This window comes from Pseudomonas sp. GW821-FHT07G10 (assembly GCF_059418545.1).
In genome coordinates, this window is sequence record NZ_JBWKQB010000006.1 from 127,101 (window position 1) to 146,570 (window position 19,470).

General features: G+C 59.4%; 16 protein-coding genes. 13 read left to right on the forward strand and 3 right to left on the reverse strand.

Annotated elements, in window-relative coordinates; all coding sequences use genetic code 11:
• The first annotated feature begins 336 nt into the window (after nucleotides 1-336).
• The 7 genes from AC07O1_RS10620 (at nucleotide 337) to AC07O1_RS10650 (ending at nucleotide 7,314) form a co-directional block, all read left to right on the forward strand.
• The gene (locus AC07O1_RS10620; protein WP_495088732.1) at nucleotides 337-1,251 is read left to right on the forward strand and encodes a glutamate/aspartate ABC transporter substrate-binding protein; all 915 of its coding nucleotides are present in this window, start codon (nucleotides 337-339) and stop codon (nucleotides 1,249-1,251) included.
• 193 nt (nucleotides 1,252-1,444) lie between these two features.
• Complete coding sequence (locus tag AC07O1_RS10625) at nucleotides 1,445-2,191, forward strand: amino acid ABC transporter permease (RefSeq protein WP_495088733.1); 747 nt, start codon at nucleotides 1,445-1,447, stop codon at nucleotides 2,189-2,191.
• A complete protein-coding gene (locus tag AC07O1_RS10630) occupies nucleotides 2,188-2,856 on the forward strand; it encodes an amino acid ABC transporter permease (protein WP_495088763.1) in 669 nt (222 codons plus the stop codon). The genes AC07O1_RS10625 and AC07O1_RS10630 overlap by 4 nt, the downstream gene beginning before the upstream one ends.
• Nucleotides 2,853-3,587, forward strand: coding sequence for an amino acid ABC transporter ATP-binding protein (locus AC07O1_RS10635; protein WP_495088734.1), 735 nt, complete (start codon nucleotides 2,853-2,855; stop codon nucleotides 3,585-3,587). The genes AC07O1_RS10630 and AC07O1_RS10635 overlap by 4 nt, the downstream gene beginning before the upstream one ends.
• 143 nt (nucleotides 3,588-3,730) lie before the next feature.
• Nucleotides 3,731-5,632, forward strand: coding sequence for a two-component sensor histidine kinase AauS (gene aauS / locus AC07O1_RS10640; RefSeq protein WP_495088735.1), 1,902 nt, complete (start codon nucleotides 3,731-3,733; stop codon nucleotides 5,630-5,632).
• Nucleotides 5,629-6,954 carry a two-component response regulator AauR gene (gene aauR / locus AC07O1_RS10645; RefSeq protein ID WP_494991991.1) on the forward strand — a complete coding sequence of 442 codons (1,326 nt, stop codon included), beginning with the start codon at nucleotides 5,629-5,631 and terminating at the stop codon, nucleotides 6,952-6,954. Before aauS ends, aauR begins: the two co-directional genes overlap by 4 nt.
• Nucleotides 6,955-6,984: 30 nt before the next feature.
• A complete protein-coding gene (locus AC07O1_RS10650) occupies nucleotides 6,985-7,314 on the forward strand; it encodes a GlpM family protein (protein ID WP_495088764.1) in 330 nt (109 codons plus the stop codon).
• Between the two features lie 163 nt (nucleotides 7,315-7,477).
• On the opposite strand, the gene AC07O1_RS10655 is transcribed toward AC07O1_RS10650, so the two are convergent.
• The gene (locus AC07O1_RS10655) at nucleotides 7,478-8,245 is read right to left on the reverse strand and encodes a MipA/OmpV family protein (protein WP_495088736.1); all 768 of its coding nucleotides are present in this window, start codon (nucleotides 8,243-8,245) and stop codon (nucleotides 7,478-7,480) included.
• A gap of 217 nt (nucleotides 8,246-8,462) precedes the next feature.
• Here AC07O1_RS10655 and AC07O1_RS10660 point away from each other — a divergent pair, with 217 nt between their 5' ends.
• From AC07O1_RS10660 to AC07O1_RS10685, 6 genes are read left to right on the forward strand one after another with little or no spacing between them, the layout of a single operon-like run.
• Nucleotides 8,463-9,173 (forward strand): HAD-IB family phosphatase, encoded by a 711-nt coding sequence (locus AC07O1_RS10660; protein ID WP_495088737.1) that lies wholly within the window; start codon nucleotides 8,463-8,465, stop codon nucleotides 9,171-9,173.
• Complete coding sequence (locus tag AC07O1_RS10665) at nucleotides 9,166-10,560, forward strand: aspartate aminotransferase family protein (protein WP_494991988.1); 1,395 nt, start codon at nucleotides 9,166-9,168, stop codon at nucleotides 10,558-10,560. Before AC07O1_RS10660 ends, AC07O1_RS10665 begins: the two co-directional genes overlap by 8 nt.
• Nucleotides 10,557-11,432: an alpha/beta hydrolase gene (locus AC07O1_RS10670; protein WP_495011094.1), complete on the forward strand. Its 876-nt coding sequence runs from the start codon at nucleotides 10,557-10,559 to the stop codon at nucleotides 11,430-11,432. Before AC07O1_RS10665 ends, AC07O1_RS10670 begins: the two co-directional genes overlap by 4 nt.
• A gap of 14 nt (nucleotides 11,433-11,446) precedes the next feature.
• Nucleotides 11,447-12,571 carry a GNAT family N-acetyltransferase gene (locus AC07O1_RS10675; RefSeq protein WP_494991986.1) on the forward strand — a complete coding sequence of 375 codons (1,125 nt, stop codon included), beginning with the start codon at nucleotides 11,447-11,449 and terminating at the stop codon, nucleotides 12,569-12,571.
• Entirely contained in the window at nucleotides 12,571-14,343 is a 1,773-nt protein-coding gene (locus AC07O1_RS10680; RefSeq protein WP_495088738.1) for a sensor histidine kinase, read from the forward strand. Before AC07O1_RS10675 ends, AC07O1_RS10680 begins: the two co-directional genes overlap by 1 nt.
• Nucleotides 14,333-15,730 carry a sigma-54-dependent transcriptional regulator gene (locus tag AC07O1_RS10685; RefSeq protein WP_495088739.1) on the forward strand — a complete coding sequence of 466 codons (1,398 nt, stop codon included), beginning with the start codon at nucleotides 14,333-14,335 and terminating at the stop codon, nucleotides 15,728-15,730. The genes AC07O1_RS10680 and AC07O1_RS10685 overlap by 11 nt, the downstream gene beginning before the upstream one ends.
• A gap of 150 nt (nucleotides 15,731-15,880) precedes the next feature.
• On the opposite strand, the gene AC07O1_RS10690 is transcribed toward AC07O1_RS10685, so the two are convergent.
• Together AC07O1_RS10690 and metE are read right to left on the reverse strand one after the other, a co-directional pair.
• Nucleotides 15,881-16,915, reverse strand: a complete 1,035-nt coding sequence (locus AC07O1_RS10690) for an alpha/beta fold hydrolase (RefSeq protein WP_494991983.1) — start codon at nucleotides 16,913-16,915, stop codon at nucleotides 15,881-15,883.
• Between the two features lie 169 nt (nucleotides 16,916-17,084).
• Nucleotides 17,085-19,397 (reverse strand): 5-methyltetrahydropteroyltriglutamate--homocysteine S-methyltransferase, encoded by a 2,313-nt coding sequence (gene metE / locus AC07O1_RS10695; RefSeq protein WP_495088740.1) that lies wholly within the window; start codon nucleotides 19,395-19,397, stop codon nucleotides 17,085-17,087.
• Between the last annotated feature and the right edge of the window lie 73 nt (nucleotides 19,398-19,470).

Below are 19,470 nucleotides of genomic sequence, written 5' to 3' on the forward strand. Positions count from 1 at the left end.
GCGTCCGCTCTTGTGACGCGGAGCGTCACTGGATGCGTTACCACGCTGAATGTGAGAACGATCAAAAACAGGCCAATCAATCATTCGGTTTTCCGAACGCGCCTTATGGCCCGATTCGGTTTACCGGATTTTTCATCCAAAAAATCATCATCTAAAATAAATAATAATCTTTAAAATCAACAGCTTGATTAAACAAAACCAGTCTGGCACGACTCATGCTCTATACACTTGGACGAATGCCTGATGCGCCAACTCTTCAGGAGCCCACAAGGCATTCTCAGTACAGAAGGGCCGATAAACTGGCTCCATAAAAAAAACAATGTCGAGGAAAGTTTGATGCGCATCGTTCCCCAAATTCTGGGCGCAGCTATCGCTGTTGCTCTGATCAGCACTCCAGTTTTCGCAGCCGAGCTCACCGGCACACTGAAGAAGATCAAAGAGTCCGGCACCATCACCCTCGGACATCGCGACGCTTCCATTCCGTTTTCCTACATCGCGGACGCTTCCGGCGTACCGGTTGGCTACTCCCACGATATCCAGCTGAAAATCGTTGAGGCCATCAAAAAAGACCTGGACATGCCGGACCTGAAGGTCAAGTACAACCTGGTCACCTCGCAAACCCGTATCCCGCTGGTGCAGAACGGCACCGTGGACGTGGAATGCGGCTCCACCACCAACAACCTCGAACGTCAGCAGCAAGTTGACTTCTCCGTCGGCATCTTCGAAATCGGTACCAAGCTGCTGTCCAAAAAGGACTCCAGCTACAAGGATTTCACCGATCTCAAAGGCAAGAACGTTGTCACCACCGCCGGCACCACATCCGAGCGCATCCTGAAGTCGATGAACGCCGACAAGCAGATGGGCATGAACGTTATCTCGGCCAAAGACCACGGCGAATCCTTCCAGATGCTGGAAAGCGGCCGTGCCGTTGCCTTCATGATGGACGACGCGCTGCTCGCCGGTGAGATGGCCAAGGCCAAGAAGCCGACTGACTGGGCCGTGACCGGCACTCCACAGTCGTTTGAGATCTACGGTTGCATGGTCCGCAAGGGCGACGAACCGTTCAAGAAAGCCGTCGACGACGCCATTGTCGCGACCTACAAATCCGGCGAAATCAACAAGATCTACGAAAAATGGTTCATGCAGCCAATTCCGCCAAAGGGCCTGAACCTGATGTTCCCGATGAGCGAGGAGCTCAAGGTATTGATCGCCAATCCGACCGACAAAGCGGCTGACGAAAAGAAATCCTGATTTCTGATTAACCTGCGTCCTGAAAGGGTGAAAGCTCTTTCAGGAGTCTGTCACTACCTGCTGGCACTTTTGGAAACACTCGAACCGGTGGTTGTCGAGCCGATAGTGTGTGCCTGACCGTTAACGTCAGACGGGAATGGACCCTCCCCCTGGCAGGTGCTTGTACATCGTTCGATCCGAGGGGGAGACCCTAATGAATTACAACTGGGACTGGGGCGTATTCTTCAAGTCCACCGGCGTTGGCAGCGAGACCTATCTCGACTGGTTTGTCTCCGGTCTGGGCTGGACCATCGCCATCGCCATCGTGGCCTGGATTGTCGCCCTGCTGCTGGGCTCGGTGCTCGGCGTCATGCGTACCGTACCGAATCGTCTGGTATCGGGGATCGCCACCGTCTACGTGGAGATCTTCCGCAACGTGCCGCTGCTGGTTCAGCTGTTCATCTGGTACTTCCTGGTACCGGACATGCTGCCGGAGAACCTGCAGGAGTGGTACAAGCAGGACCTCAACCCGACCACCTCGGCCTACCTGAGCGTTGTGGTGTGCCTGGGCCTGTTCACCGCCGCCCGCGTTTGCGAACAGGTGCGCACGGGCATCCAGGCGCTGCCTCGCGGCCAGGAATCCGCCGCCCGCGCCATGGGTTTCAAGCTGCCACAGATTTACTGGAACGTGCTGCTGCCCCAGGCCTACCGGATCATCATTCCGCCGCTTACCTCGGAATTTCTCAACGTCTTCAAGAACTCCTCCGTGGCCTCGCTGATCGGCCTGATGGAGCTGCTCGCACAGACGAAACAGACTGCCGAGTTTTCCGCCAACCTGTTCGAAGCCTTCACCCTGGCAACTCTGATCTACTTCACCCTGAACATGAGCCTGATGCTGCTGATGCGTATGGTCGAGCGGAAAGTCGCAGTGCCCGGCCTGATCTCCGTGGGGGGTAAATAATGGACTTCAGTGGTATTACCCAAGCCTTGCCGGGCCTGTGGAACGGCATGATCATGACCTTCCAGCTGATGGCGCTCGGCGTTGTCGGTGGCATCATTCTCGGTACGCTGCTGGCGCTGATGCGCTTGTCGTCGAATACGATTCTGTCGCGCTTCGCCGGCGCTTACGTGAACTACTTCCGCTCGATCCCGCTGCTGCTGGTGATCACCTGGTTCTATCTGGCGGTGCCGTTCGTGTTGCGCTGGATCACTGGCCAGGACACCCCGGTCGGGGCATTCACCTCGTGCATCGTGGCCTTCATGATGTTCGAAGCCGCGTACTTCTGCGAAATCGTCCGTGCCGGCGTGCAGTCCATTCCCAAAGGCCAGATGGGCGCTGCCCAGGCACTGGGTATGGGCTACGGTCAAACCATGCGCCTGATCATCCTGCCGCAAGCGTTTCGCAAGATGACCCCGCTGTTGCTGCAACAAAGCATCATCCTGTTCCAGGACACCTCGCTGGTCTACACGGTAGGTCTGGTGGACTTCCTCAATGCTTCGCGCGCCAGTGGCGACATCATCGGCCGCGCCAATGAGTTCCTGGTCTTCGCAGGCCTGGTGTATTTCATAATCAGCTTTGCCGCCTCGCTGCTGGTCAAGCGTCTGCAAAAAAGGTTTGCCATATGATCTCTATCAAGAACGTCAACAAGTGGTATGGGGACTTCCAGGTGCTGACCAATTGCAGCACCGAGGTCAAAAAAGGCGAAGTGGTGGTGGTCTGCGGCCCGTCGGGTTCCGGTAAATCCACGCTGATCAAATGCGTCAATGCCCTGGAACCGTTCCAGAAAGGCGACATCACGGTCGACGGCACCTCCATCGCCGACCCGAAAACCAACCTGCCGCAACTGCGTTCGCGGGTCGGCATGGTGTTCCAGCATTTTGAACTGTTCCCGCACCTGACCATCACCGAAAACCTGACCATCGCGCAGATCAAGGTGCTGGGCCGCAGCAAGGAAGAAGCCACCAGGAAAGGTCTGCAATTGCTGGAGCGCGTCGGCCTCTCGGCACACGCCCACAAGCATCCGGGCCAACTCTCCGGCGGTCAGCAGCAACGTGTGGCAATTGCCCGCGCGCTGGCGATGGACCCGATCGTCATGCTGTTCGACGAACCGACCTCGGCGCTGGACCCGGAGATGGTCAACGAAGTACTCGACGTGATGGTGCAACTGGCCCATGAAGGCATGACCATGATGTGCGTGACCCACGAAATGGGGTTCGCCCGCAAGGTCGCCAGCCGGGTGATCTTCATGGACCAGGGCCAGATCATCGAAGACTGCCGCAAAGAAGAGTTCTTCGGTGACATCAACGCCCGCTCCGACCGCGCCCAGCACTTCCTAGAGAAGATTCTGCAGCACTGATCTTCGAGGCATACGCGACCCCCTGTAGGAGCGAGCTTGCTCGCGATGAACGCCAACGATAACCGGGGTGACTGATACCCCGCCGCTACGCGGCTATCGCGAGCAAGCTCGCTCCTACATCTGGTTGACCCAAGGCATCTGTGATGAAATGCGACCCCACTCTCTATCGCGCCGCGCCGCCATCACTCGCCGTGAAACCCCGCCTGATTCGCCAGCTGTTCCTGCCACCGCTGGTCATCCTGTTGATGATCGGCCTGGGTTATGTCGGCTTCTCGATAAGCGAGCACTACGCGATTCGCACCCTGAGCGAGAATGGCGAGCGTCAGTTGGAGCTGCACGCCCGCGCCGTCGAAAGCGAGATCAGCAAATACACCTACCTGCCCAGCCTGCTGGAGCTCGAATCCAGTGTCTCACTGCTGCTGGCCGAACCATCCCCCGAACACCGGCAGATGGTCAATGATTACCTCGAAGGCCTGAACCGGCGCAGCCGCAGTCGGGCCATTTACGTGATGGACACCACTGGCCGCGTACTGGCCACCAGTAACTGGCGCGATGTCGACAGTTACCTGGGCGAAGACCTGTCCTTCCGCGCCTACTTCCAGAACGCCGTGCGCGGTCAGCCGGGGCGTTTCTACGGCATTGGCAGCACCAGCGGCGAGCCCGGCTACTACCTGGCCCACGGCCTGGAACGGCAAGGCAAGATCATCGGTGTCGCGGTGGTCAAAGTGCGCCTGGAAGCCATGGAGGAGCGCTGGCAGCGGGCGCGCCTGGAAGCCTTCGTCAGTGATGAAAACGGCATCATCATCCTCTCCAGCGACCCGGCGCGACGGCTCAAGGCGGTCCGCCCTCTCAGTGATGAAACCAAGGAACGCCTGGCGCGCAGCCTGCAGTATTACTGGTTCCCGCTCAACGAACTGCAACCGCTGGCCCGCGAACGCCTGGCCGAAGGCGTGGAAAAACTGACTTTCCCCGCCAACACCGAACTGGAGTCGGATGAAAAGGACATCAGCTACCTGTCGCAGACTCGTCCGTTGAGCGATACCCCGTGGAACTTCACCCTGCTGACGCCCCTGCAAGACCTGCGACGCGAAGCCATCAACCAGGGGATTCTGGTGGCCGTGGCATTTGCCCTGTTAGCGTTTTTACTGATTGCCTGGAACGAACGACGCAAGGTCATCGCCACCCGCCTCGCTGCCCGTGAAGCCTTGCAGGAAGCCAACAACCAGCTGGAACGCAAGATCGCCGAACGCACGGCCGACCTGCGTGCCAGCAACGAACGCCTCAAGGGCCAGATACGCGAACGGCGACAAGCCGAAGAAACCTTGCGTCGCGCCCAGGATGAACTGGTGCAAGCCGGAAAGCTGGCAGCCATCGGCCAGATGTCCACCAGCATCGCCCACGAGTTGAACCAGCCGCTGGCAGCCCTGCGTACCCTCTCGGGCAATACCGTGCGCTTTCTGGAGCGCGGTGCGCTGGACACTGCCAGTGCCAACCTCAAAACCATCAACGAACTGATCGACCGCATGGGCCGCATCACCGCCAGCTTGCGCTCCTTCGCCCGTCGCGGCGATGACCAGGGCCAGGCCAGCCTCGGTAAAGCCGTCGACGCGGCCTTGCAGTTACTGGGCAGCCGCCTGGAAAACAGCGAGCTGCAACTGCACCGCTATTTCAGCGATGTACAGGTGCAAATCGATCAAACCCGTCTGGAACAGATTCTGGTCAACCTGATCGGCAACGCCCTGGACGCCATGCAGGCGCAGCCGTTGCCCGAATTGTGGCTGGAAGGTGAAACCGTCGACGGCAAATACCGTCTGCGGGTACGCGATAACGGCCACGGTATCGACGCCGAGACGCGCAAGCATTTGTTCGAACCTTTCTTCACCACCAAACCTGGCGAACAGGGACTGGGCCTCGGCCTGACCCTGTCGGCGAGCCTGGCCGCTGCCACTGGCGGCAATCTGGGCGTCGAACACCCGGCCAGCGGTGGTACCGCCTTCGTCCTCAGTTTACCGTTGGTAAGCCCTACTCAAGCCGAGCCGCTATGAACACTGACCTTACCGTGCTGATCGTCGAAGACGACCCCCATGTCCTGCTCGGCTGCCAGCAAGCCCTGACCCTGGAAGATATTCCCTGCATTGGCGTGGGCAGTGCCGAGGAAGCCCTGGCGCAAGTCGGCGACAATTTCGCCGGGATCGTCATCAGCGATATTCGCCTGCCGGGCATCGATGGCCTGGAACTGCTGACCCGCCTCAAGGCCCGCGATCGCAGCCTGCCGGTCGTGCTGATCACCGGCCATGGCGATATCTCCATGGCGGTCGGCGCGATGCAAAAAGGCGCCTATGACTTCATGGAGAAACCCTTCTCCCCTGAGCGTCTGGTGGACGTGGCCCGGCGTGCGCTGGAACAGCGCAGCCTGGCTCGGGAAGTCTGGTCACTGCGTCGACAGCTGGCCGAACGCGACTCACTGGAAGGCCGGATCATCGGGCGTTCGCCGGCCATGCAAAATCTGCGCGAGCTGATCGCCAACGTTGCCGACACCTCGGCCAATGTGCTGATCGAAGGCGAGACCGGCACTGGCAAGGAACTGGTCGCGCGCTGCCTGCATGACTTCAGTCGCCGTCAGTCCCGGCAGTTTGTCGCGCTGAACTGCGGCGGCCTGCCGGAGAACCTGTTCGAAAGCGAAATCTTCGGCCACGAAGCCAACGCCTTCACCGGCGCCGGCAAACGGCGGATCGGTAAAATCGAACATGCCCACGAAGGCACGCTGTTTCTCGACGAAGTGGAAAGCATGCCGCTGAACCTGCAGATCAAACTGCTGCGGGTATTGCAGGAGCGCACCCTGGAACGTCTCGGCTCGAACCAGAGCGTCGCCGTCGACTGCCGGGTGATTGCCGCGACCAAGTCAGATCTGGATGAATTGAGCAAGGCCAGCCAGTTTCGCAGCGACCTGTATTACCGCTTGAACGTGGTGACCCTGGAACTGCCGCCGCTGCGCGAACGCCGTGAAGACATCCTGCAACTGTTCGAACACTTCCTGCAGCAATCGTCCCTGCGCTTTGACCGCACTGCGCCAGAGCTGGACAACCAGACCCTGTCGAACCTGATGAGTCATGACTGGCCGGGCAACGTGCGTGAGTTACGTAACGTTGCCGAACGTTTTGCCCTCGGCCTGCCGGCGTTCAAAAAATCCGGCAGCAGCGTCAGTCAAGGCCTGGGTTTTGCCGAGGCGGTCGAGGCCTTCGAGCGTAACCTGCTCAACGATGCCTTGCAGCGTAGCGGCGGCAACCTGACCCAGGCCAGCCTGGAACTGGGCATGGCCAAGACCACGTTGTTCGACAAGGTCAAGAAATACGGCTTGAGCCACTAACCCTACACCTGCGAGAACACTGTGGATTTATTGTTGAAGGCGACATTGGGCGCCGCCGTAGTGCTTATTCTGGCGGCACTGGCGAAAACCAAAAACTATTACATCGCAGGGCTGGTGCCACTGTTTCCGACCTTTGCGCTGATCGCCCACTACATCGTCGGCAAAGGTCGCTCAGTGGACGACCTGAAGACCACCATCGTGTTCGGCATGTGGTCGATCATTCCCTACTTCATTTATCTGGCCACCTTGTACGTGATGGTCGATCGTTTGCGCCTGGAGTTGTCGTTGGCCGTTGCAGCCGTCGCGTGGTTGATGGCGGCGACGCTGGTGGTGAGTGTTTGGCTTCGGTTTCACGCCTGATAACGCTTGGCGGGCAATCGAGCGTCGACCGGCTGCTGCTACAGGTTTTCATATCGACCTGCCCCCTGGACCGGCCCTCGCATTGACCCTCAAACCCATGTTCGGCCTGCATTCATGATTAATGAAGCCGAAGACAGTTGCTGCTACGAGCGCGCCGCCACCTTCAGAATCTATAACTGATCGCCACTTGCGCTTCGCCCTGATTCGCGTCGCCCTTTTCTTTAACGATGCTGCTCTGCGCCGCTGAGCCCGTGAGATGAATCCAGCTGGCACTGGTCAGCAGCGACCAATGCTGCGCCAGAGGAAAATCCAGGCTTTGGGTCAACGCCAGGTTCTGCAAACCGCCACTGGCGTTGTATTCGCGGATGCCCGAGGCCTGCGCCTCCTGGGCGCTGACCCCAAAGAAGGTCTGGGTCTGCCGGCCATCGGCGAAGTGCGCGGTCAGGTTGCTGCTGCCGATAATCCCCATACCCAGTGGATAGCCAAGCTCCCCACCCACGCGTCCGAGCAGCCCGCCCTGCCCGCCGTTGCCACCCACTGCCTGCCCGACCTGGGCAAACACGCGCCAGAAATCTTGCGGACTGTACTGGATGAACCCGCCCACCTCTGCCATATCCGGCACATTGCGCAGCCCTCGTATCGAGCCATTGGCGCTACGTCCCGGCAGGTAATTGATAAACGGACCGGCCCTGAAACCGGAGGCTTTGAAAGCACTCCAGGTCAATCCATCGTCAGTGCTGAGGCTGACATTCCCCCAGTCCAGATCGAGATACGGCACCGGAGCCGTTTCATAACGACTACCACTAGGGTCATGGGGTTGATAACTGATGCCCAGCCCTGCCTCACCGGTAATGCCATCAGCCTGAGCGCTGACCGAAAAGCCGCCAAGACATAGCAGGCAGGCCAATAAAGCAGTGAAAACCCTGAACATGGAACGATTCCTTATCTATACATGCGTGCATCAATCCCCAGAGCGGCATCGTCGCGCAAGCACTCATGTTTTTTGTAGAGACCTACAAAAATTGTAGCTTCAAGCTTGCCGGTTACCGGCCAAAGCCCGCCAGCCATGGGCCAGGGTCACTTGGCACAGTCCCTGCTCTATCCCCCGGCAAGCGCAACAGCGCGCCCCTGGCAAATAGGTAATGCAGATGATTGACTGGCATATCGTGTGTGATTTCGACGGGACCATATCCCGCACCGACGCGATCGACAACATCCTTGAACGCTTCGCCGACCCGATCTGGGAAAGCATCGAGCAGGAATGGCTGGATGGTCACATCGGCTCGCGCGAATGTCTGAGCCGCCAACTGTCGCTGGTCAAGGCCACGCCTGCCGAGCTGCTGGCGTATTTCGACACGATCGAAATCGACCCTGACTTCCCGGACTTCGTCGACCACGTGATCGGCCTCGGCGCGTCCATCGAAGTGGTCAGCGACGGCATTGAGCAAGGCATCGCACGGATTCTGGCGCGCAACTACGTCAGCCTGTTGCCAATCCTGGCCAACCGTCTGCGCCAGGTCGACCACAACAGCTGGCGCATCGACTTCCCGTATTCGAGCGACGCCTGCCGCGCCGCCTCCGGCAATTGCAAATGCAAATCCACCCCCAGCAGCAAACGCGTGCTGGTGATCGGTGACGGCCAGTCCGACATGTGCGTGGCCTCCACCGCCGACTTCGTTTTCGCCAAGGATCGTCTGGCCGAACACTGCGAGCGCAACGGCATTGCCTACGCCCGCTTCGACAGCTTCGCCGAACTGCCTGCATTGCTGGCCAAACTGCCAGCGGCCAGCGCCGCCAACGCCAGCGCCTTCACACTTGAACACTCTTCCGAAACACAGGAACTCTTCCATCATGTCTGATATTCGAATCGCGACCGCAGAAGACCAGATTCTTCTGGAAAAAGAAGCCAAGTACTGCTCCTACGGCGACACCGTTCACTACATCGAACCGCCACGCATCTTCAGCCGTTGCGAAGGTTCCTACGTGTGGGACACCAGCGACCAGGCCTACCTCGACCTGCAAATGTGGTACTCGGCGGTCAACTTCGGTTACGCCAACCCGCGCCTGAACAACGCCCTGAAACAACAGATCGACACCCTGCCGCAGATCGCCAGCCAATACCTGCACAAAGGCAAGATCGAGCTGTCGGAAATGATCGCGGTCGATGCCAAGAACAAGTTTGGCCTGGACGGTCGCGTGCACTTCAACGTCGGCGGTTCGCAGTCCATCGAGGACTCGCTCAAAGTCGTGCGTAACGCCAGCAACGGCAAGAGCCTGATGTTCGCCTTCGAAGGCGGCTACCACGGCCGTACCCTGGGTGCATCGTCGATCACCTCGAGCTTCCGCTACCGTCGCCGCTACGGTCACTTCGGCGAGCGCGCCAACTTCATCCCGTTCCCGTACCACTTCCGTGGTCCTAAAGGCATGACCAAGGAAGAATACGGCAGCCACTGCGTGCAGCAGTTCGCCCGTCTGTTCGAAACCGAATACAACGGCGTCTGGGACCCGAAAACCGGCCAGTGCGAATACGCAGCCTTCTACGTCGAGCCGATCCAGGGCACCGGCGGCTACGTGATCCCGCCGATGAACTTCTACAGCGAGCTCAAGCAAGTGCTGGATCAGCACGGCATCCTGATGGTGGTCGACGAGATCCAGATGGGTTTCTGGCGCACCGGCAAGCTGTGGTCGATCGAGCACTTCGACGTCAAACCGGACGTGATCGTCTTCGGTAAGGCACTGACCAACGGCCTCAACCCACTGGGCGGCATCTGGGCTCGCGAAGAGCTGATCAACCCGAAGGTTTTCCCGCCAGGTTCGACTCACTCCACCTTCGCCTCCAACCCGCTGGGTACGGCGGTGGGCCTGGAAATGTTCAAGATGACCAGCGAAGTCGACTACGGCGCGATGGTCATGGCCAAGGGCAAATACTTCCTGGACGGTCTGCAGGACCTGCAGAAGCGCTACCCGATCATCGGCGACGTCGACGGCCTGGGCCTGGCACTGCGCTGCGAAATCTGCGGTCCGGACGGCTTCACTCCGGACAAGGCCACCCTGGACTTCATGGTTGAGGAAGGCATGAAGGGCGACATCGAAATCGACGGCAAGCGTCTGGGCCTGATTCTCGATGTGGGCGGCTACTACAAGAACGTCATCACCCTGGCCCCGTCGCTGGAAATCAGCTACGAGGAAATCGATCTGGGTATTGCTCTGCTCGACCGCCTGCTTGCCCGAGCCATGAAACGATGAATCCCGCTGTTTCAAAAGACGAGATCGATCTCGGCGAAGGTAGCGCCGGTTTCGTTCTCGGCAGTGGTGAGGTCGCGGTGTTGTTGATCCACGGCCTGACCGGCACCCCGACGGAGTTACGTCGGGTTGCCATCGGCCTGGCCAAATCGGGTTGCACGGTATACGTGCCAACCCTGGCCGGGCACTGCGGTGACAACGCCGACCTGCAAGCCACTGGCTGGCAGGACTGGTACGAAGGTGTCCGCAAGACGTTCGTGGGCATACGCCAGCGGCATGAAAAGGTGTTCGTCGGTGGTCTGTCCATGGGCGCGGTCATGTCCATGTACGTCGCCTCCGAGCATCCGGGGCAGGTCAGCGGCCTGCTGATGTACTCAACCACCCTGCGCTACGACGGCTGGAGCATCCACAAGCTGGCGTTCCTGACCCCCTTGTTGATGAAGATTCCGTTTGGCGTGCACATCTGCAGCTTCGAAGAGAAGCCGCCCTATGGCATCAAGAACGAGCGTCTACGAGCGATCGTCGAACGTCAGATGAAAGACGGCGAAAGCAGCAATGCCGGGCTGTTGACCATGGAAGGTGTCACCGTGCGCGAATTGCACCGGATGAATGCCGTGGTTAAGAAGCGCATGCCGTCGATCAAAACACCGGCCCTGGTGCTGCACTCCATAGAGGACGATATCACCAGCCGCTGGAACGCCGATTATGTCGAACGCAATCTCGGCGGCCCGGTCACCAAGGTCCTGCTGGATAACTGCTATCACATGATCACGGTCGACCTGGAGTACCGCCGCGTTGTGGATCTGAGTGCGGATTTTGTCCAACAGCTTTCCATGAAACCGACCGAGCGCGAAGAGTATCGGCAGCTGGCGTAACTTAAGGAAAAGACGTGATCACCGCCCAAGCCTTCTCGACCATCCAGGCCATCGAGCGCAGTGCCTGGAATGATTGCTTTCCGGATGCTCTGGAGGGTTGGGATTATTACGCTGCCGTAGAGAATGCCGGAATAGAGGACTTTCAGTGGCGCTACCTGGCCCTGTACGAGGGCTCGACGCTACTGGCCGTGGCGCCAGCGTTCATGACCAGGTATCGACTCGGCACTAGAGTTCAAGGGGTGGGCAAGCGTTTCACCGAACGCCTGGAACAACTATGGCCGGGCATTCTGCAATTGCGCCTCTATGTCATCGGCTCGCCTGTGGCCGAGCGGTGCAATGCCGGGACCGCCAGCCATGTTGCAGCGCATCGACGTCAAGCCTTGCTGGAGCAATTACTCAGCTCGGCCCGCCGCGATGCCGATAGTTTCGGTATCGGCCTGCTGGCCGTGAAAGATGCACCCAGTCACGATGAGCAATGGGCCGCCAGTTGCCTTGCGGCAGGTTTTCAAGCGATGCCAAGCCTTCCGACAGCGCTTCTACCGGTGCCATACGGCTCGATCGACGCGTACCTGGGATCTCTGGGCAAATCCACCCGCAAGGACCTGCGGCGCAAGCTTCGCGCCCCCGGTCCACGGATCGAATGGCGGCGCTCCATTGACGACGTTCTGCCGAGCATAATGCAGTTGTACGAAGCGACACTGGCGCGCAGCGATCAGCAGATCGAGCGGTTACCGGCGCGCTACTTCACTGGCATCCTCAAACAACTCGAAGATCGTGCGGCCTGTGTGCTGTATTGGGTCGACGAGCAGTTAGTGGCGTTCAACCTGATACTGATTGACCAGCAACGCCTGATCGACAAGCTTTTCGCCCACGACATCGAATCCAGTCGTGAGCACAACCTGTATTTGCGTAGTTGGCTGGCCAATGTCGGCTACTGTATTCAACACAATATCCCACTGTATGAGTGCGGCCAGGCTGCTTATGCCAATAAGCTGCGGCTTGGCTGTGAGTTTCAGGGCAACATGCTGTTCTTCCGCCATCGCAACTGGCTGCTCAACACAATGCTGAAACTGGTGAAACCGTTTGTCCGACCGGATCGATCCGACCCCGCCATGGCTGCTGCGATAAGCGAAACCTGATGACCAGAAAAAACCGCCGTACCTCACGCCCCTTTGCCATTTCACGCTGGAGCGTCCAGCGCAAACTGGTCCTGGCGTTCTGGCTGGTCAGCGTGGTACCGACGATGATCGCTGCCGAACTCGCGGCGACGACCCTGTCAGAGATTTTCGATAGCAACGTGCGGATCTGGTTGCAGGAGTCGACCAAGATCGTCAAGGACGAAATAGGAGAAATCCTGCGAAGCAATGCGCGGGTCGCCCAACTGTTCCTTCGCTATACCAGACCGCCGTCTTCGCGCTCAGCGGCCAAACATGACAAATTGACGGTAGATATTGCCGACGCCATGGGTATCGACGTAGTCGCACTGATCCGCGAGAGCGATCACAAAGTGGTATTTTCCACCGTTCCCGATGAGATCACCGCGCAACTCAGCACCGAGCCCAATGCGGTATTGCAAACACTCAAAGTAAATGGCGACCTCTTTGGCGCGGTGGTCTCTGTTTTCCACACCAATCAGGACGGCGCAGACTACCAACTGCTGGTCGCCAGCTATCTGGACAGCAGCTTCCTGAACAGTGTGGCGGACGTTCACTCCCTCGACCTGCGCTTGTATCTGTCCAACGCCAACGGGTTCTCCGAGATATTCTCGACCCAACGCTTCGAGGATCACCCCTCTCAAGTACCGAGCAACATCGAGGCGAACATACGCCAAACCAAACTACCCAGCGAACAGTTCACCAGCCGCGTCAGTGGACTTTACTGGCCGATTCTCAACGACCACGGCGAACTGCAGGGTGTTATCTTCAGCGGGTTGCTACGCCACACCAGCCTGGTCGGGCTGGTCAATCAAAGTAACCTTTTCATCCTGATTTTCGTGATTGCGAGCGCCCTGTCACTGGGCGCTGGCTGGCTGGTATCACAGCGTCTGACCCGACCGCTACGCGGCCTCTCCGAGGGGGTTCGGGCAGTAACCGCTGGCGATTATCGCCAACGGTTAGCCGTCACTGGCAGCGACGAACTGGCCGAACTGAGCAGTACCTTCAACCACATGACCGAACGCCTCGGAGAACTTCACCATCTGGAAGCGCAGCTGCGCCGCCGTGATCGCCTGCACGCCCTTGGCGAAGTGGCGATGGGCCTGGCCCATGAAATTCGCAACCCGCTGGGTATCATCAAGACCGCGACCCAGTTATTGCACCGCCGCGCGGACCTGCCCGAGACCGACAAACGTCATCTGGAATATGTGGTCAGCGAAGTCAGCCGGATCAACGACCTGATCACCGAGTTTCTCGACTTTGCCAAACCCAGCGCACCGATACGCTCGACCCTGCTGGCCCGGCCGTTGGTGGAAGATCTGATCGGTTTCTGCGCGCCGGAACTGGCGACCCATAACATCGATGCACGGATCGACGATCAGGCACCCGGCGCGACCGTCTACGCCGATGCACGGCAACTCAAACAGGCCTGCCTGAACCTGATCCTCAACGCCATCGACGCCATGCCCGCAGGCGGTCGTTTGACCCTGGGCATTGCCACAGACAAGAAAGAGACAATCATCAGTGTTGCCGATACCGGCCAAGGCATCGAACCGGATATGATCGAACGTATTTTCACCCCGTTTGTGACCACCAAGGCCACCGGCACCGGACTTGGCCTGGCAAAAGTCTTCTCGATCATGGAAAACCACGACGGCCGTATCGAATGCGTCAGCGAAAAAGATGCCGGCTCCACCTTCAGCCTGTACATTCCGGCCAACGGCGAAGACAGCGGTGAGGACAACGATGACGCATAATATTCTGGTGGTCGACGACGAGCCCAAGCTCTGTGACCTGTTGTCTTCAGCCCTGAACCAGAACGGCATTCAAGTGTTCACCGCTGGCAACGGCCTGCACGCCCTGGCTGTGCTTGAACAGGAGGACATCGACCTGGTGATCAGCGACTGGCGCATGCCCGGCATGGACGGGCCGCAGTTGCTGGCGGAAATCAAAGTACGCTTTCCGCAACTGCCTGTGATTGTCATGACCGCTTACAGCACGGTAAAAAACGCCGTGCAGTCGATGCGCAATGGCGCCTTCGACTACATCGCCAAACCGTTCGACATCGACGAACTGGACATCACCGTCAGCAAAGCCTTGCAGTTTCGCGAAATCCTCAAAGACAACCAGCGCATGCGCGCCGAGCTCGACGAACACCAGCAGATCGACAGCCTGGTGGGTGATAGCTCGACCTTTCGCCGAGTACTGCAAGCAGTGGACTCTGTGCGAGAAAGCAACGCTACGATCCTGCTGACCGGTGAAAGCGGTACCGGCAAGGAAATGGTTGCCCGGGCCATCCATAAACACGGCAACCGTGCCGACAGACCCTTTGTCGCGGTCAACTGCGCGGCCATCCCGGAAGGCCTGCTGGAAAGCGAAATGTTCGGCCATCGCAAAGGCGCCTTTACCGGCGCCGTGACCGATCGTGTGGGGCGCTTCATGCAGGCCGACACGGGCACGCTGTTCCTCGATGAAGTTGGCGACATGCCCCTGGCCTTGCAAGCGAAAATCCTGCGGGCCTTGCAGGAGCGCGTGATCGAGCCGGTGGGCGACCCGCGCGAGCGCAAGGTCGATGTGCGGGTCATCGCCGCCACCAACAAAAACCTGCTGGAAGCGGTGGCCAATAAAGAGTTTCGCGAAGACCTCTACTACCGTCTGAACGTGTTCCCTATCCCGCTGCCCGCCCTGCGCGAACGGGTCGAAGATATCGCGCCGCTGGCCCGTCATTTCGCCCACACCCTGGGTGCCACCGCTGGCAAACGCATCACCGGCTTCAGCCCGCGCGCGCTGCAGATCATGACCAATTACGCCTGGCCGGGGAATATCCGCGAACTGCAAAACTGCGTGGAGCGCGCGACCATCGTTGCCCGCGGCAGCATCATTGAAGACAGCGATCTGCCGGCCTATCTGTTCGCCTCACAACCCTCCAGCAGCGGCGCCAGCGCGATTCTCAGCGAAGGTACCGGCGTGCCTGAGGATCTGGACGCAGCGCTGGCCGAAGTGGAAAAGAACTACATCCTCGCCGCCCTGCAACAGAGCAACGGCGTACAGGCCGCCGCTGCGCAGCTGATCGGCATCTCCGAGCGCAGTTTCTGGTACCGGTTGAAGAAGCTCGGGATTCATGTGGACAAGATCGTGCGCTGAGCAACATTGCGCGCCTGTCGCGATAACTTGATCGTTCCTGCGCTCCTGCGTGGGAATGCCTCTCTGGACGCTCTGCGTCCGCTTTTGTGACGCAGAGCGTCACGGGCTGCATTCCCACGCAAAGCGTGGGAACGATCAGCAGTCTCTGGGTTACAACAGGTTCGGCGTCAGCACCGGATCAATCTGTGCCCAATGCGATGTATCTTCGCGATGGCTCTGCAAATACGGCAACACCGCCGCCAGCAGCGGCGCCTTGAACGCCTCCTGAAAGCGATGAGCCAATCCGGGAATCAGCTTCAACTGACTGCCCTGGATATGCGCCGCCAAATGCACGCCATGCATCACCGGCAGCAACGGGTCGGCGGTGCCGTGCACCACCAGCGTCGGCACCCGCAGCTGATTGAGCAATGCCACCCGGCTTGGTTCAGCCAGGATCGCCATGATCTGGCGCTTCACGCCTTCGGGGTTGAACGCCCGGTCATACGACACCGCGGCCTGATGCAGCAGCGCCTGCCGGTCATCCGCCACCTGCGGGCTGCCAAGTGCCGCCAGTAAATCCGCCTGTTGCTCGAGCGCCACTTCGCGGTTCGGCGCGCTGCGCCGAGAGAGCAACTGCACCAACGCCGCGCTCGGCGCCGGCAAGCCTTCGGCACCGGAACTGGTCATGATCAGGGTCAGGCTTTCCACCCGTTGCGGCGCCATCGCCGCCATATGCTGGGCAATCATCCCGCCCATGCTCGCACCCAGCACGTGGAACTGCTGCACATGCAAGGCATCCATCAGGCCCAACGCATCGTCAGCCATGTCCGTGAGCGTATACGGCGCCGACACCGGTAAACCGAGTTTGTAGCGCAACACTTCAAAGGCCAGGTTGGCGCTGGCGGGTGGCTCGCGCCAGGTAGAGAGCCCGACATCGCGATTATCGTAGCGGATCACCCGAAAGCCCTGCTGACACAGCGCGACGACCACCTCGTCCGGCCAATGAATCAACTGACCGCCCAGCCCCATCACCAGCAGCAACGCCGGATCCGAGGCACGGCCAATGCTCTGATAGGCCAGATTGACCTGATTGAGCTCGACCTGTTGGGTCGGTACGTTGACATCGCACCGTGACGCCGCAAAAGCCGGCAGGCCGAACACCAGTGCGACCAGAAAAAATGCCGACTTTAAAAAAAATGCACGCATGAAAAACACCGAAACGCAGAAACCCAGTAGAGCGCGAGTCTGATGAACTTTGATCAAGCGCGCTGCCACAGTTACGTGACAGTTTGATGAAGATTGCCGAGCGGTTGCTAATATCAGAGGAGCTGATCGTTCCCACGCTCTGCGTGGGAACGATCAAACAAAAAGGCTTTTACGCCAACTGACTCCTCAACTGCCGCGCCGCCGCAACCATGTTCACCAGTGCCGCTTCAGTTTCCGGCCAGGCGCGGGTTTTCAGGCCGCAGTCGGGGTTGATCCACAGTCGTTCGGCGGGGATGCGTTTGACCGCTTCGCTCATCAGTTTGATCATCTCAGCAGTGTCCGGCACCCGTGGCGAGTGGATATCGTAGACGCCCGGACCGATATCGTTCGGGTAGTCGAACGCCTCGAACGCGTCCAGCAGTTCCATATCCGAGCGCGAAGTCTCGATGGTGATCACGTCGGCATCCATGGCTGCGATGGACTGGATCACGTCGTTGAATTCGCTGTAGCACATGTGGGTGTGGATCTGGGTCTGGTCCTGTACCCCCGAAGCAGTGAGACGGAAGGCCTCCACTGCCCAATCCAGATACTCCTGCCATTGCGCACGACGTAACGGCAGGCCTTCACGGAAGGCGGCTTCGTCGATCTGGACAATTTTGATTCCGGCCTTTTCCAGATCGACCACTTCATCACGCAGGGCCAGTGCCAATTGCTGCGCCTGGACTTTGCGCGATACATCTTCGCGCGGGAAGGACCACATCAGCATGGTCACCGGCCCTGTCAGCATGCCCTTCATGACGTTGTCGGTCAGGCTCTGGGCGTACTGAATCCAGTCCACGGTCATGGCATTCGGGCGGTTCAGGTCGCCGTAGATGATTGCCGGTTTCACACAACGCGAACCGTAGCTCTGGACCCAGCCGAAGCGGGTGAAGAGGTAACCGTCGAGTTGCTCGGCGAAGTACTCGACCATGTCGTTGCGCTCGGCTTCACCGTGGACCAGCACATCGAGACCCAGGCGTTCCTGGACTTGCACGGCGTGACGGATCTCGCTACGCATGGCGTCGGTGTAGTCATTGGCGGATAGCTTGCCCTGCCTGAACGCCTGGCGCGCCAGACGAATCGAGGCGGTCTGCGGGAACGAGCCAATAGTGGTGGTCGGGAACGCCGGCAGGTTCAGACGAGCACGTTGCACCTCGATGCGCTGGGCGAACGGCGATTGGCGCTGGCTGTCGGCGGCGCTGATGGCGGCGATACGGGCCTGAACCTCTGCCTTGTGAATGCGCGGCGACCGGGCACGGCTGGCCTGTACGGCGCGGCTCTCAGCCAGCGCGGTTTGCACCGCAGGGGCTTGCGGATCGTTCAAGGCATCGCGCAGCACAGAGATTTCGCCACACTTCTGCACGGCGAAGGCCAGCCAGCTTTTCAGTTCGGCATCCAGTTTGTCTTCGCGGCCCAGATCAACGGGGCTGTGCAGCAGCGAGCAGGAACCGGCCACCCAGAGGTTGTCGCCGAATCGCTGCTGGGCAGCTTGCAGATGCTCCAGCGCCTGTTCCAGCTCGCAGCGCCAGACGTTGCGACCATTGACCAGGCCCACCGAAAGGACTTTGTAAGTCGGCAGCCGGTCGAGTACCGCCGCCAACTGTTCCGGAGCGCGCACCGCATCGATGTGCAGGCCATCCACTGGCAGGCCGACGGCCAGCCCGAGGTTGTCTTCCAGACCGCTGAAGTAGGTCGCCACAAGTTTTTTCAGCGGTGAATATTGCAGGATGTGATAGGCGCGCTCGAAGGCGTTTTTCCATTCCTGGGGCAGGTCGAGGGTCAGGATCGGCTCGTCGATCTGCACCCACTCCACGCCTTGGGCCGCAAGCCGACCGAGGATTTCACCGTAGATCGGCAGCAAACGCTCCAACAGGTCGAGTTTGTCGAAGTCGTTGCCTTTGGCCTTGCCCAGCCACAAGTAGGTCAGCGGACCGATGATCACAGGTTTGATCCTGTGCCCCAGCGCCAGCGCTTCATCGACTTCTTCGAACAGCTGCTCCCAGCTCAGTTTGAACCGCTGGTCAGCGCTGAATTCCGGGACCAGGTAGTGGTAATTGGTATCGAACCACTTGGTCAATTCCTGAGCGTATTGCGCGTTGGCATGCTCCCCGCCGCAGCAGGAGGCAGTGGCGCCACGAGCCATGGCGAACAGCGTATCGAGGGTCGGCAGGCCACGGGCATCCTTGACGCTGTCGAATCGCTCGGGGATCACCCCGAAGGTCAGTGAGTGGCTCAGCACCTGGTCGTACCAGGCGAAGTCGCCCACCGGCAGCAAGTCGATACCCGCATCCTTTTGCAGTTGCCAGTGTCTGGCCCGCAGTTCACGGCCAATGGCTTGCAAGGCACTCTGCTCGAGGTCGCCCTTCCAATAGGATTCAAGGGCTTTTTTCAGTTCGCGGTCAGCGCCGATGCGCGGGAAACCAAGATTGTGGGCCAGGGCCATGACGGCATTCCTTCATAAAAGATGGCTCTATTGTCGACAGCCAAGGCAACATGAGACAAACTCAACCTTTTCG

Coding starts and splice junctions, on each gene's coding strand:
- AC07O1_RS10620 (WP_495088732.1), top strand. CDS start 337: ATGCGCATCGTTCCCCAAATTCTGGGCGCAGCTATCGCTGTTGCTCTG.
- AC07O1_RS10625 (WP_495088733.1), top strand. CDS start 1,445: ATGAATTACAACTGGGACTGGGGCGTATTCTTCAAGTCCACCGGCGTT.
- AC07O1_RS10635 (WP_495088734.1), top strand. CDS start 2,853: ATGATCTCTATCAAGAACGTCAACAAGTGGTATGGGGACTTCCAGGTG.
- aauS (WP_495088735.1), top strand. CDS start 3,731: ATGAAATGCGACCCCACTCTCTATCGCGCCGCGCCGCCATCACTCGCC.
- aauR (WP_494991991.1), top strand. CDS start 5,629: ATGAACACTGACCTTACCGTGCTGATCGTCGAAGACGACCCCCATGTC.
- AC07O1_RS10655 (WP_495088736.1), bottom strand. CDS start 8,245: ATGTTCAGGGTTTTCACTGCTTTATTGGCCTGCCTGCTATGTCTTGGC.
- AC07O1_RS10660 (WP_495088737.1), top strand. CDS start 8,463: ATGATTGACTGGCATATCGTGTGTGATTTCGACGGGACCATATCCCGC.
- AC07O1_RS10665 (WP_494991988.1), top strand. CDS start 9,166: ATGTCTGATATTCGAATCGCGACCGCAGAAGACCAGATTCTTCTGGAA.
- AC07O1_RS10670 (WP_495011094.1), top strand. CDS start 10,557: ATGAATCCCGCTGTTTCAAAAGACGAGATCGATCTCGGCGAAGGTAGC.
- AC07O1_RS10680 (WP_495088738.1), top strand. CDS start 12,571: ATGACCAGAAAAAACCGCCGTACCTCACGCCCCTTTGCCATTTCACGC.
- AC07O1_RS10685 (WP_495088739.1), top strand. CDS start 14,333: ATGACGCATAATATTCTGGTGGTCGACGACGAGCCCAAGCTCTGTGAC.
- AC07O1_RS10690 (WP_494991983.1), bottom strand. CDS start 16,915: ATGCGTGCATTTTTTTTAAAGTCGGCATTTTTTCTGGTCGCACTGGTG.
- metE (WP_495088740.1), bottom strand. CDS start 19,397: ATGGCCCTGGCCCACAATCTTGGTTTCCCGCGCATCGGCGCTGACCGC.